The sequence below is a fragment of the Acetobacterium tundrae genome (genome assembly GCF_008086615.1).
GTDB classification, from domain to species: Bacteria; Bacillota; Clostridia; order Eubacteriales; family Eubacteriaceae; genus Acetobacterium; species Acetobacterium tundrae.
The window spans coordinates 1-14,201 of the sequence record NZ_RXYB01000015.1 but is presented as its reverse complement, the minus strand read 5'-3'; the positions used below and the strand labels follow the sequence as shown (position 1 = coordinate 14,201).

The 14,201-nt window shown below is 39.9% G+C and carries 10 protein-coding genes; all 10 read left to right on the top strand.

Features of this window, described 5'->3' with window-relative positions; all coding sequences use genetic code 11:
- The first annotated feature begins 103 nt into the window (after window positions 1–103).
- Window positions 104–910 carry an amino acid ABC transporter substrate-binding protein gene (locus tag FZC40_RS11910; protein ID WP_148604607.1) on the top strand — a complete coding sequence of 269 codons (807 nt, stop codon included), beginning with the start codon at window positions 104–106 and terminating at the stop codon, window positions 908–910.
- 76 nt (window positions 911–986) lie between these two features.
- The gene (locus FZC40_RS11905; protein WP_148604605.1) at window positions 987–1,649 is read left to right on the top strand and encodes an amino acid ABC transporter permease; all 663 of its coding nucleotides are present in this window, start codon (window positions 987–989) and stop codon (window positions 1,647–1,649) included.
- Window positions 1,650–1,658: 9 nt separating this feature from the next.
- Window positions 1,659–2,453 (top strand): amino acid ABC transporter ATP-binding protein, encoded by a 795-nt coding sequence (locus FZC40_RS11900; RefSeq protein WP_148604603.1) that lies wholly within the window; start codon window positions 1,659–1,661, stop codon window positions 2,451–2,453.
- 398 nt (window positions 2,454–2,851) lie between these two features.
- The gene (gene rpoB, locus FZC40_RS11895; protein ID WP_186843848.1) at window positions 2,852–6,508 is read left to right on the top strand and encodes a DNA-directed RNA polymerase subunit beta; all 3,657 of its coding nucleotides are present in this window, start codon (window positions 2,852–2,854) and stop codon (window positions 6,506–6,508) included.
- Between the two features lie 39 nt (window positions 6,509–6,547).
- Complete coding sequence (rpoC, locus tag FZC40_RS11890; RefSeq protein ID WP_243135809.1) at window positions 6,548–10,219, top strand: DNA-directed RNA polymerase subunit beta'; 3,672 nt, start codon at window positions 6,548–6,550, stop codon at window positions 10,217–10,219.
- 81 nt (window positions 10,220–10,300) lie between these two features.
- Window positions 10,301–10,540, top strand: a complete 240-nt coding sequence (locus FZC40_RS11885; RefSeq protein ID WP_148604597.1) for a ribosomal L7Ae/L30e/S12e/Gadd45 family protein — start codon at window positions 10,301–10,303, stop codon at window positions 10,538–10,540.
- 109 nt (window positions 10,541–10,649) lie between these two features.
- Entirely contained in the window at window positions 10,650–11,024 is a 375-nt protein-coding gene (gene rpsL, locus FZC40_RS11880) for a 30S ribosomal protein S12 (protein WP_148567559.1), read from the top strand.
- A 138-nt stretch (window positions 11,025–11,162) separates the two neighbouring features.
- Window positions 11,163–11,633: a 30S ribosomal protein S7 gene (gene rpsG, locus FZC40_RS11875; RefSeq protein ID WP_148567560.1), complete on the top strand. Its 471-nt coding sequence runs from the start codon at window positions 11,163–11,165 to the stop codon at window positions 11,631–11,633.
- A gap of 38 nt (window positions 11,634–11,671) precedes the next feature.
- Window positions 11,672–13,744 carry an elongation factor G gene (fusA, locus tag FZC40_RS11870; RefSeq protein WP_148604595.1) on the top strand — a complete coding sequence of 691 codons (2,073 nt, stop codon included), beginning with the start codon at window positions 11,672–11,674 and terminating at the stop codon, window positions 13,742–13,744.
- A 39-nt stretch (window positions 13,745–13,783) separates the two neighbouring features.
- Window positions 13,784–14,201, top strand: a 418-nt coding sequence (locus FZC40_RS11865; protein ID WP_148604593.1) for a GTP-binding protein, incomplete at its 3' end; no start/stop codon positions are given.

Here is a 14,201-nt window from a genome sequence, read left to right as displayed (position 1 = left end):
TGCGAAAATTTATATCGGATTTTAATGCAAAGGACTAGCAAAGCACTGTGATAAAGTGTATAATGGCTTCGTAATTATATTAGGAAAAGAGGAACAAAAAGGAATGAAAAAAAGAAGACTACTTGTTTTAACGCTTACCGTCATTCTTGTCGCTGGTTTATTCGCAGGTTGCAGCAGTTCTGCCAAAACAGATAGTAATACAACTGCAAAAAATGATGATAAGACTTTTGTTGTTGGTTTAGATGATTCTTTCCCGCCAATGGGTTTCAGAGATGATAAAAATGAAATCGTTGGATTTGATGTAGATCTTGCCAAAGAGGCTGGGAAGCGGATGGGAATGGAAGTTGTCCTTCAGCCAATTAATTGGGACACTAAGGAATTAGAACTTGATTCTGGAAATATTGATGTTATCTGGAATGGATTAACCATAACGGATGAACGTAAACAAGCCATGGATTTCACAAAACCTTATCTTAAAAACGATCAGGTAATTGTTGTTAAAAGTGATTCGAGTATAAAAACAAAGGCTGATTTAGCCGGTAAAAATATTGGTCTTCAAAAAGGATCTTCGGCCTATGATGCCTACATGGCTGACCCAATCAGCAAAGAAACAGCTGCGATGAATGAATATGATGATAATGTTTCGGCACTCAGTGATTTAGGAATTGGCCGAATTGATGCCGTCATCGTTGACTCGGTTGTCGCTCGTTACTACATCAAATCTGAAAATGTTGCGTACACTATTTTGAATGAAAGTCTGTCACCAGAGCTCTATGGTGTTGCTGTTAAAAAGGGCAATACTGAATTGCTAACAAAACTTCAGGATGCTATCGATGCTATGATTGCTGATGGAACGGCGGCTACCATTTCGACAAAATGGTTTGGTGAAGACATTATTTACAAACCATAATTTCTAAATAAATTAATTATTAGAAAGGGGCTTTCACAACAGCTCCTTTTTTATTTTATTTCTCAGGAGAATGATTATGTCAGATTTTTTAACTTATTTATCAAATATTACTTTACCGATGTTACAAGGAATGGTTATTACCCTCAGCATCTTTGCGGTTACCTTTGTATGCTCAATTCCACTGGGGTTTCTTTTTACCCTAATGGTTCGCAGTAAAATTAAACCAGTAAAAGCATTTGCTGATGCCTATATCTACGTCATGCGGGGAACACCATTGCTGCTCCAATTGATGTTTGTTTACTTTGGACTGCCGTTATTGCCTTTTTTTGGTCAATTTTTTATTTTTGGCCGATTTACGGCCGCCTGCATCGCCTTTGGAATGAACTATGCCGCCTATTTTGCGGAAATCTTTCGGGGCGGGTTGCTTGCCATTGACAAGGGTCAGTATGAAGCAGCAAAGGTATTGGGATTGACAAAATTTGAAACCATGACGCGGGTTGTTGTTCCACAGATGATTCGTGTTTGTTTACCATCGATCACCAATGAAACCATTACGCTGGTAAAAGATACCTCTCTGGTTACGGTAATTGGAGTGGCTGAAATTTTGCACTATGCAAAAACTGCCGTCAATCGAGACGGAAATACGTTTGCTTTTATTGTTGCCGCCATATTATACTTGCTGATCAATTTTGTTATTACCATGGTATTCAAGAAACTTGAAAAGAAATATGAATTTTAGGGGGGCAACATGGAAATAATAAGAGTAAATAAACTCAATAAAAGTTTTGGAGATCATCATGTACTAAACGATATTTCGTTTACCGTGAACAAAGGCGATGTGGTAGCAATCATCGGTTCTTCCGGTTCGGGAAAATCCACCTTGCTTCGCTGTCTGATTGATTTGGAAAAGGCTGATAGCGGAGATGTTTTTATGGAAGGAAAACCGTTGATTAAATCTGGCGTTTATCCCAGTGTGCAAGAGATTCGGGAAATTATCATTAGAATGGGAATGGTTTTTCAACACTTTAATCTTTTTCCCCATCTCACCGTGCGACAAAATTTAGAACTGGCACCAAAAGTGGTAAAAAAAGAAGAACCACTTCAAATGAATAAGCGCTGTGAAACTTATTTGGAAAAGGTTGGTTTGTTAGAACGAATTGACGCGATGCCTTCGACTTTATCAGGCGGAGAAAAGCAACGGGTGGCAATCGCTCGGGCATTGATGATGAATCCTGATATTCTCCTTTTTGATGAGCCGACATCGGCTCTGGATCCTGAACTGACTGGTGAAGTATTAAATGTTATGCAAAGTCTTGCCAATGAGCATATGACCATGGTGGTTGTAACCCATGAAATGGATTTTGCCAGAAAAGTTGCGAATAAGATTCTATTTATGGACGCAGGTAAAATACTGGAAGAGGGAACACCGGAAGATATTTTTAATAATCCTCGGGAGCAAAGAACCCAGGAGTTTTTAAGTACGATTCTTAGAGAGCAGAGCAAAAAAGCTAAAAAGAAATACCGACTTAAAAAATATTTATAATAATTGTGTTTGCTATTTTGGTTTATATAAAAACAAAGCCTTCCCAAAATGAATGGGAAGGCTTAATTATTTAAAAAAAGGCGCTCAAAAAAATTGACAAACAGATAATCTTATGATAGCATATTAAATTGCATTGGTATCTTTAAAAATAAGATTATCAGGCGTCCTTGTCATTGATTTCCAATGAAACAATAGCCTAGCAGTGATTCCGCAATTACAAACTGATCAAAGGGGAAGTAAGGCTGAATCTAATGCATATGAAATTGATTACTTGCTAATCATAACACAAGGAGAGATGAAAAACAACAGGCAAATTAGGGATGCCAAAAGGAGAGACAGCGGTCTCTTACTGGGTGATCCGTTGCTGAGTATTGTGCGAGGGGTGATATTGGATGGTAATGTTGCATCCTGAAAAAACTGGCTTAAGAATACGCCAAAGCTTTTCTAAAATCAAAGAAGTTATTGAAATGCCGAACCTGATCGAGGTTCAGAAAGAATCATACCGATGGTTCATTCAAAAAGGATTAAAAGAGGTTTTTGATGATATTGATAAAATCGAAGACTACACCGGAAATTTAGTTCTGGAATTCGTGGATTATTCCATTGAGGGTAAACCAAAGTATTCGGTAGAGGAATGTAAAGAGAGGGATCAAACCTACTTTATTCCTTTAAAAGTAACAGTCCGTTTAATTAATAAGGAAAAAAATGAAGTTAAAGAGCAAAAGGTTTATATGGCCGATTTGCATAAAATGACAGAGACAGGAACCTTCATCGTTAATGGAGCAGAACGTGTTATTGTCAGCCAGCTGGTGAGATCACCAGGGGCATACTATTCTTTAAGTCGTGATAAACTTGGAAAGAAATTATTTTCGGCGCAAGTTATTCCAAACCGTGGTGCGTGGCTGGAGTATGAAACAGATTCTAACGATATTATGTATGTTAAAATTGACCGTACCCGTAAGCTGCCAATCACAGCCCTTATCCGGGCCTTAGGATTAGGAACAAATCAAGAAATTCTTGATTTCTATGGGGATGATTATCGATTAATTGAAACCATAAAAAAAGATGAAAATAATAATATGAAATCAACCCGGGATGGACTCATTGAAATTTATAAAAGACTGAGACCAGGTGAACCACCAACAGTAGAAAGTGCTCAATCCCTGATTAATTCGATGTTTTTTGATGATCGACGATATGACTTAGCTAAAGTCGGCCGACATAAATATAATAAAAAATTGGCACTTGCAACTCGAATTGCCGGTCAACGGGCAGCCAATACAATTATTGATCCTGAAACAGGAGAAGTTTACATTGAAGAAGGCGATATCATTTCCATTGAGGTGGCGATACAGATTCAAAATGCCGGTATCAATGTGGTTGATGTCCGAGTCGATGATAAAAATGTTCGAGTTATCGGGAATGGTTTTGTCGATATTAATGTCCAAGATATTCCTTTTGATATCAGTGATCTTGAGATCAAAGAACATGTTTGTTATGAAGTACTTAAAGAAATTTTAGAATCCGATATGACTGATGAGGAAAAAAAGAAATCCATCAAAAAACGCATGGACGAGCTAGTTCCAAAACATGTGCTGATTTCAGATCTTCATGCGTCAATTAGTTATATCATTGGACTCGATTATGATATCGGAGCTATTGATGATATTGACCATTTGGGAAACCGTCGTCTGCGATCAGTTGGGGAGCTTCTTCAAAACCAATTCAGAATCGGATTATCCCGAATGGAACGCGTTGTACGTGAAAGAATGTCGGTCCAGGATGATGAAATTCTGACCCCGCAAGGGTTAATTAATACGCGTCCGGTCAATGCGGCATTAAAAGAATTTTTCGGAAGTTCACAGCTTTCGCAATTTATGGATCAGACGAATCCATTGGCAGAATTAACGCATAAACGACGTTTGTCAGCATTGGGACCAGGTGGTCTTAGCCGTGAACGGGCGGGATTTGAAGTGCGTGATGTTCATCATAGCCATTATGGCCGTATGTGTCCGATTGAAACGCCTGAAGGTCCTAACATTGGATTGATTGGTTCCCTCAGTACCTATGCCCGAGTGAATGAATATGGTTTCATTGAAGCGCCTTATCGTAAAGTATATGACGGGGTTGTAACAGATGAGATTCATTATTTGGCGGCTGATGAAGAGGGGCGCTATACCATTGCCCAGGCGAATGAACCGTTAGATAAAAACAACCGTTTTGAACGTAAACAGGTTACCGGTCGTGCCGGAAGCATGCGTGATTTTGTACTGATTCCACCGGATCGGGTCGATTATATGGATATTTCACCAAAACAGGTTGTTTCGGTAGCGACATCCCTTATACCTTTCCTTGAAAATGATGATGCTAACCGAGCCCTGATGGGAGCGAACATGCAACGTCAGGCAGTTCCGCTGCTGATTCCCAAAGCTCCGATTATCGGAACGGGAATGGAATGCAAGGCGGCTCATGATTCAGGCGTCTGTGTGATTGCTAAAAATGCCGGAATTGTTGAACGGGTTGAAGCTTCAGCCATTCATATTCGTACCGATGAGGGAGAATTAGACAAATATACCCTTTTGAAATTCAAACGTTCTAATCAAGGAACCTGTATGAATCATAAGCCTTTGGTAGACAAGGGGCAACGCATTGAAGCAGGAGAAATCATCGCTGATGGTCCTTCAACTGAAATGGGCGAACTGGCACTTGGTCGAAACATCCTCATCGGATTTATGACCTGGGAAGGTTATAATTATGAAGATGCGATGCTGATCAATGAAAAACTTCTCAAGGAAGATGTGTTTACATCGATACATGTTGAAGAATTTGAAGCAGAAGCACGGGAAACCAAGCTTGGACCAGAGGAAATCACACGAGATATTCCCAATGTCAGTGAAGATGCTTTAAAGAACCTGGATGAACGCGGCATTATTTTTGTTGGTGCAGAGGTTAAATCTGAAGATATTCTGGTTGGAAAGGTTACCCCTAAAGGGGAAACTGATCTTTCTGCTGAAGAAAAACTTTTAAGAGCAATATTTGGAGAAAAAGCTCGTGAAATACGGGATACTTCCTTAAAAGTTCCTCATGGAGAATCAGGAATTGTTTTGGATGTAAAAGTATTTTCTCGCGAAAATAAGGATGAAGATCTTAAACCGGGTGTCAATACCTTGGTACGAGTTCTTATTGCGGTAAAACGAAGAATATCAGTCGGCGATAAAATGGCTGGTCGTCATGGAAATAAAGGGGTTATTTCCCGAATCCTTCCTGAAGAAGATATGCCGTTTATGCCTGATGGAACACCATTGGAGATTTGTCTTAATCCGCTGGGGGTTCCGTCTCGTATGAATATCGGACAGGTTCTGGAAGTCCATTTGGGACTCGCTATGAGAACCATCGGCTGGCATATTGCCACCCCGGTTTTTGACCCTGCTAACGAAGATGATATCATGGAGTTGCTCGATCAGGCCGGTTTGCCGCAAGATGGCAAGATCCAGCTTTATGATGGACGTAGCGGAGAACCTTTTGATAATCCGGTAACTGTTGGCTATATGTATATGCTTAAGCTGCATCATCTGGTTGATGATAAAATGCATGCCCGATCAACCGGACCGTATTCTCTGGTTACGCAACAGCCTTTGGGTGGTAAAGCCCAATTTGGTGGACAGCGTTTTGGAGAAATGGAAGTTTGGGCACTGGAAGCTTATGGAGCAGCTCATACCCTACAGGAAATTATGACGATAAAATCGGATGATGTAGTGGGACGGGTTAAAGCTTATGAAGCCATTGTAAAAGGTGAAAACATTCCCCGACCAGGAATCCCAGAGTCATTTAAAGTATTGATAAAAGAATTACAAAGTTTAGCATTGGATGTTAACATCCTCAATGATCAAGAAGTGCTTAAACAGCTTGATGATGAAATGGATGAACGTGATCCATTGGAAGAATTGGCGATTGAAATTGGCAGCGCGGAAATTTCAGAAGCGGGCGATGATGTACGATTGGAAGATTCCTTCCAAATTAAAAGCATTGATGATACTGATGACGACTTATTTTAAGTTGAATAAATTTATAAAAGAAGGGAGCGAAGCCATTTGTTGAATGAGGAATTCACTTTAAAATCCATACAAATCGGATTGGCATCACCTGAAAAAATCAGAGAGTGGTCACGAGGGGAAGTAAAAAAACCGGAGACTATTAATTATAGAACCCTGAAACCAGAAAAAGAGGGGTTGTTTTGCGAGAAAATCTTCGGACCTCAGAAAGACTGGGAATGTAATTGTGGGAAATATAAACGTATTCGCCATAAGGGCATTGTCTGCGAAAACTGTGGTGTTGAGGTAACAAAATCAAAAGTAAGACGTGAACGAATGGGGCATATTGAATTAGCTTCGCCAGTTTCACATATTTGGTATTTCAAAGGAATCCCCAGTCGAATGGGTCTGATTCTAGAAATGTCACCAAGAAACTTAGAAAAAATCATTTATTTTGCAGCCTATGTTGTTACCGATCCTGGGGAAAGTAATTTTGAATACAAACAAATCCTCACAGAATCAGAGTACAAAGAAGCAAAAAAACAATTTGGAAACAAATTTACTGCTAATATTGGTGCGGAAGCCATTCAGGAATTATTGAAATTGGTTGACCTCGATCAAGAATCGGCGGTGCTCAAGGAAGAACTCAAAGGAAGCTCCGGACAGAAAAAAATAAGGATTGCCAGGCGTTTAGAAGCTGTCGAAGCTTTTCGAAATTCAAACAATCGTCCGGAATGGATGATTTTAGAAGCAATTCCGGTTATCCCACCAGAATTGCGACCAATGGTACAACTTGATGGCGGACGTTTTGCAACATCGGATTTAAATGACTTGTATCGACGCGTGATTAATCGTAATAATCGTCTTTTGAAACTATTAGAATTGGATGCACCGGATATTATCGTTCAAAATGAAAAACGCATGCTTCAAGAAGCAGTAGATGCGCTCATCGATAATGGTCGTCGCGGTCGCGCTGTAACAGGTCCGGGAAACCGTCCATTTAAATCTTTAAGTGATATGCTAAAAGGAAAACAAGGACGTTTCCGTCAAAATCTTTTGGGAAAACGGGTTGATTATTCCGGGCGTTCCGTAATTGTTGTTGGACCAAACTTGAAAATGTACCAATGCGGACTTCCTAAAGAAATGGCGATTGAACTTTTTAAACCGTTTGTTATGAAGGAACTGGTTGGACGTAATCTATCCCAAAATATAAAAAGTGCCAAAAAAATGGTTGAAAAGCTCGACCCAGCAGTTTGGGATGTCTTGGAAGATGTTATTCAAGAGCATCCGGTTTTATTAAATCGAGCTCCGACCCTTCATCGATTGGGTATTCAAGCCTTCGAACCGGTTTTAGTAGAGGGAAGAGCGATGAAACTTCATCCTCTGGTTTGTACCGCCTACAATGCCGACTTTGATGGTGATCAAATGGCTGTCCATGTACCGTTATCAGTTGAAGCACAAGCAGAAGCACGTTTTCTAATGCTGGCTTCAAATAACATTCTTAAGCCACAAGACGGAACACCGGTTGTATCGCCTACTCAGGATATGATTCTTGGTACCTACTACATGACTATATATAAGGAAAATGTTAAAGGCACCGGAAGCGTGTTCAGAGATTTGGAAGAGATGGAAATGGCTTACTTCAATCATGAGGTTGAGTTGCATGCCCAAGTTAAAGTCCGCAGTACCAAAGAAATTGATGGCGAACAAATTACCCGATTAGTAGATGGGACCGTGGGACGATTCATTTTCAATACCATTATTCCACAGGAATTAGGCTTTGTGAAACGGGATACTTTAGAGGAAAAATTCGCTTTGGAAATTGATCGACAAGTGAATAAAAAAGTCCTAACAGAAATTGTTGATCGTTGCTATAAGAAATTCGGACCAACTGTAACATCTGAGGTTCTGGATGAAATAAAAGGCATCGGCTTTAAATTTTCAACAAAAGGTGCCATTACAGTCGGCGTTAGTGACATGGTGGTTCCAGAGGATAAAGAAGAAATTTTATCGCGAGCCGATGATAAAATTGATGAAAATCTGACATTATATCGTCAAGGTTTTATCAGCGATGAAGAGCGTTATAACAATGTTATTGAAATTTGGAATAGCGCCACTGATGAGGTTACAGAGGCACTTTTAAATAATCTGGATGCCTGGAATCCAATCAATATGATGGCCGATTCCGGTGCCCGAGGTAGTAAGAATCAGATTCGTCAGTTAGCGGGTATGCGTGGTCTGATGGCCAATCCAACTGGTCGAATCATTGAATTACCAATTCGTTCAAACTTCCGTGAAGGTCTAAATGTTCTTGAATTCTTCTCGTCCACCCATGGTGCGCGAAAAGGACTTGCAGATACAGCCCTTCGTACAGCCGATTCAGGCTATTTGACCCGACGTCTTGTTGATGTCAGTCAGGATGTAATTGTCCGTGAAGAAGATTGCGGAACAACTCGTGGATATGAAGTTTCTACAATTAATGATCATGGTGAGATTATTGAAACATTGGAAGAAAGACTCGTTGGCCGATATGCTTTTGAAGATGTCGTCCATCCTGAAACTGGTGAGATTCTTACCCCAGCCAATGAAATCATTACCAGTGAAATGACCGAAGCAATCATTAAGTCGGGAATTGAAAAAGTTCTAATTCGGGCAGTTTTCAATTGTCAATCAAAGCATGGCGTATGCAAAAAATGTTATGGTGTTGACTTAACCACTTGGAGACCCGTTGAAATTGGTGAAGCCGTGGGAATTATCGCAGCTCAATCAATTGGAGAGCCGGGTACTCAGTTAACCATGCGTACATTCCATACCGGGGGTGTTGCATCAGCTGAAGATATCACCCAGGGTCTTCCACGTATTGAAGAACTTTTTGAAGCACGAAAACCAAAAGGGCAAGCCATTATTTCGGAAATTGATGGTCGCGTAGAAATTCAGGATACCCAAAAGAAGACTGAAGCGGTTATCACAGCAGCTGACGGCGAAATGAAAGTATATCTTATCCCTTATGGTTCACGGCTACGTGTCCATACCGGGGATAGTGTAGAAGCCGGGGATGAAATCACTGAAGGTTCCATAAATCCAAGTGATATTCTCAGAATACAGGGGATTGATCATGTTCAGCAATATCTACTCCAGGAAGTACAAAAAGTTTACCGTATGCAAGGGGTTCACATTGGCGATAAACATGTTGAATTGATTGTTCGCCAGATGTTAAGAAAAGTTAAAATTGAAAATCCTGGTGATACAAAACTTCTTTCTGGAAGTATGGTTGATATTTTTAACTTTGAAGAAGAAAACAAAATAGCAACGGAAGAAAATTTAGAAGTGGCAACAGCAACCCGTGAGTTATTGGGGATAACAAAAGCTTCATTAGCGACAGATTCATTCTTGTCGGCCGCATCATTCCAGGAAACTACCCGTGTTCTTACGGACGCAGCCATAAAGGGCAAAGTTGATCCGCTTGTTGGATTAAAAGAAAATGTTATCCTTGGACAACTGATACCAGCCGGTACCGGCGTCAAAAGATATGCTGATATCGAGTTGATCTATGAACGTGAAGAAGAAGAGACTGATGAAGTCTTTATCGCACCAGATGAAAGCGACGAAATGTTGGATATTGTTTTTGATGATGAGATTCTGGATGCTCACGTAGAAGAAACGCAAGAAGAAACAGATGAAGCAATTATCACGGATTTGGATATCTTTGATTTGGATTTTCTTACAAAAGAATAATTCTTGACATTTTGAGCTCAAACATATACAATTAATAGGCGTGTTTAAAGAGATACATAAACAGCAAGGAGAAGAAACGGTATGAATCAATTTGTTGATGTTTCAAAAGTAATTGGAATGAAACAAACCCTTAAGGCTGTGAAAGAAGAAAAAGCACTCAAAGTTGTTTTAGCAGAAGATACAGACGAAAGTATCAAAAAAAGCATTGTCGATTGTTGTAACGATCATAATGTACCGATAGAGCGGGTTGACACCAAGGTAGGACTTGGAAAAGCCGGTGGTATTGACCGTGGGGCAGCCGTCATTGCAATAATTAAATAAAAGGGATTGGAAGTGTCTCTACTGAGATACTTCCAATCCTTACATGAAGTCATTAATGACCTTAGCGGGTTATTGATATATTATTTTATAAAAGGAGGTGCAGGACTAAATGCCTACCATTAATCAGCTTGTGAAAAAAGGAAGAAAACGTCAGGAAGTTAAAACAAAAACTCCAGCGTTGAAAGCAAACCCTCAAAAAAGAGGTGTATGTACAGCAGTTAGAACATCCACACCAAAGAAACCAAACTCTGCATTAAGAAAAATTGCCAGAGTTCGTCTCGTAAACGGAATGGAAGTTACCGCGTATATCCCAGGAATCGGCCATAATTTGCAAGAACATAGTATTGTTCTTATCAAAGGCGGACGAGTTAAGGATTTACCAGGGGTTCGTTACAAAATTATCCGTGGTGCTCTCGATACCGCTGGTGTAGATGCTCGTAGACAAGCTCGATCCAAATATGGGGCTAAAAAGCCTAAAAAGTAGTAGTGCATAGTGCTGCATATTAAAGCGCTCGTAAAAGATCGAGACCAGATATATGTTAGAGACGCAATACGCACAACAACAATATGTTGGATGTCGAGTACCGATGAACATAAAAATAATGTTAAGGAGGGAAGTAAAGTGCCTAGAAAAGGACCTGTTCCAATAAGAGAAGTTTTACCCGATCCGATCTATGGAAGTATTGTTGTAACAAAATTAGTCAACAATATTATGTTAGATGGAAAAAAAGGGGTTGCCCAAAAAATTGTATATGATGCATTTACACAAGTAAATGAAAAAACCGGAAAAGATGCGCTGGAAGCGTTTGAAGAAGCTCTAGCTAATATTACTCCTGTTTTAGAAGTTAAAGCTCGCCGAGTAGGCGGTGCAACATATCAAGTTCCAATGGAAATAAGAACCGAACGAAAACAAGCTTTAGGTCTTCGTTGGTTAGTTAATTATTCCAGAAAACGATCAGAAAAAACAATGAAAGATCGTTTAGCTGGAGAAATCATGGATGCATTAAATAATAGTGGTGCAGCCGTTAAGAAGAAAGATGATACACACGCAATGGCAGAAGCAAATAAAGCTTTCGCACATTATCGTTGGTAGTCTTTATTCAAAATTTGAAATAAGAGAGGAAAGCATCTGTGTCAAGAAGTTATAGTTTAGAAAAAACAAGAAATATAGGTATTATGGCACATATTGATGCAGGAAAAACCACCACCACAGAAAGAATTCTGTTCTATTCCGGAAAAATTCACAAAATTGGAGAAACCCACGATGGTGGAGCTCAAATGGACTGGATGGAACAGGAACAGGAAAGAGGTATTACCATTACCTCAGCAGCAACAACATGTTTTTGGAAAGAAAATCGTATCAATATCATTGATACGCCAGGACACGTTGATTTTACCGTCGAAGTAGAACGTTCACTAAGAGTTCTTGATGGTGCTGTATCTGTATTTTGTGCAAAAGGTGGCGTTGAACCTCAATCAGAAACAGTATGGCGACAAGCCGATAAATATAATGTTCCAAGAATGGCATATGTCAATAAGATGGATATCACCGGAGCAGATTTTTATAATGTACTGGATATGATGGAGGATCGTTTAGGCGCGAATCCTGTTCCAATTCAATTACCTATCGGTAAAGAAGGCGATTTTATCGGAATTATCGACCTGATTCAAATGAATGCCGAAATTTATAAAGATGATTTAGGCGAAGTCATTGAGATTGTTGATATTCCAGAAGATATGGCAGAATTAGCTGCTGAATACCGTGAAAAAATGATCGAATCCATTTCGGATTACGATGAAGCGATTTTGGAGAAATTCCTTGAAGGCGAAAAAGTTGGTGTTGATCAAATTAAGGCCGCTATTCGTTTAGCAACATTGAATAATGAAATAGTTCCGGTTGTATGCGGTTCATCCTATAAAAACAAAGGTGTTCAACCAATGTTGGATGCAATAGTTGACTTCATGCCATCACCATTGGATGTTCCTCCAATTACTGGAATTAATCCTAAAACTGAGAAAGAAGAAGTTCGACACGCAAGTGATGAAGAACCATTCTCAGCGTTGGCTTTCAAAATCATGACGGATCCATTTGTAGGCAAGCTTGCATTTTTTAGAGTTTATTCAGGAACTATTAATTCCGGTTCTTATATTTTCAACTCTTCCAAAAACAAAAGAGAACGTCTTGGACGTATTTTGCAAATGCATGCAAATCATCGGGAAGAGATTTCAACCGTTTATACCGGGGACATTGCGGCAGCAGTTGGTTTAAAAGACACAACCACAGGGGACACCCTTTGTGTGGATACAGCACCGATTGTGCTAGAATCGATGGTATTCCCGGAACCTGTAATCCATGTTGCTGTTGAACCAAAAACAAAAGCTGGTCAGGAAAAAATGAGTACCGCTTTAGCGAAACTGGCTGAAGAAGATCCAACATTCCGAATCAGAACTGACGAAGAAACAGGTCAGACGATTATTTCAGGTATGGGCGAACTTCACCTGGATGTTATTATCGATCGGATGCTTCGAGAATTCAAGGTCGAAGCCAATATTGGCGCTCCTCAGGTAGCGTATAAAGAATCCATTACCAAAGCGGTTGATGCTGAAGGTAAGTTTGCCCGTCAATCTGGTGGACGTGGTCAGTATGGACATTGTTTAATTCATATGGAACCAGTTGAACCAGGGACAGGATATGTTTTCGAAAACAAAACAGTTGGGGGTTCAATTCCAAAAGAATTTATCAACCCAATTAATCAGGGGATTGTCGAAGCAATGCGTAACGGTGTATTGGCTGGTTATCCGGTATTAGATTTAAAAGTAATTGTTTATGACGGATCTTACCATGATGTGGATTCATCGGAAATGGCATTTAAAGTTGCCGGATCGATGGCATTTAAGAATGGTATGAGAAAAGCTGATCCTGTAATCCTGGAACCGATATTCGCTCTGGAAGTAGTAATTCCAGAAGAATATATGGGCGATGTTATCGGGGATATCAGTTCTCGACGAGGCCATATTGAAGGAATGGAAATGCGTGGCGGCGCTCAGATTGTCAAAGCGATGGTACCTTTGTCAGAAATGTTTGGATATGCAACTGCATTAAGAAGTAAAACGCAAGGCCGTGGCCTTTCCACTATGCAATTCTCGCATTATGAAGCAGTACCTAAAAGTGTTTCAGAAGAAATAATTGAAGGTCGAAAATAATAACGAAATTATTAAAATAAATTTTAAGGAGAAGAACAAATGGCAAAAGCAAAATTTGAAAGAAATAAGCCACATGTAAATGTTGGAACAATTGGACATGTCGATCATGGCAAGACAACATTAACAGCGGCCATTACATGTGTATTAAACAAACGATTTGGAACAGGGGAAGCGGTAGCATTCGAAAACATCGATAAAGCCCCAGAAGAAAGAGAACGTGGAATCACCATTTCAACAGCACATGTTGAATATGAAACACCGAATCGCCATTATGCCCATGTTGACTGCCCGGGCCATGCGGATTATGTAAAGAACATGATCACTGGTGCTGCCCAAATGGATGGAGCCATCCTGGTTGTTAGTGCTGCTGATGGTCCCATGCCACAAACTCGTGAACATATTTTATTAAGCCGTCAGGTAGGTGTACCCTACATCCTTGTTTTCTTAAACAAAGTAG

Coding starts and splice junctions, on each gene's coding strand:
- FZC40_RS11910 (WP_148604607.1), top strand. CDS start 104: ATGAAAAAAAGAAGACTACTTGTTTTAACGCTTACCGTCATTCTTGTC.
- FZC40_RS11905 (WP_148604605.1), top strand. CDS start 987: ATGTCAGATTTTTTAACTTATTTATCAAATATTACTTTACCGATGTTA.
- FZC40_RS11900 (WP_148604603.1), top strand. CDS start 1,659: ATGGAAATAATAAGAGTAAATAAACTCAATAAAAGTTTTGGAGATCAT.
- rpoB (WP_186843848.1), top strand. CDS start 2,852: ATGTTGCATCCTGAAAAAACTGGCTTAAGAATACGCCAAAGCTTTTCT.
- FZC40_RS11885 (WP_148604597.1), top strand. CDS start 10,301: ATGAATCAATTTGTTGATGTTTCAAAAGTAATTGGAATGAAACAAACC.
- rpsL (WP_148567559.1), top strand. CDS start 10,650: ATGCCTACCATTAATCAGCTTGTGAAAAAAGGAAGAAAACGTCAGGAA.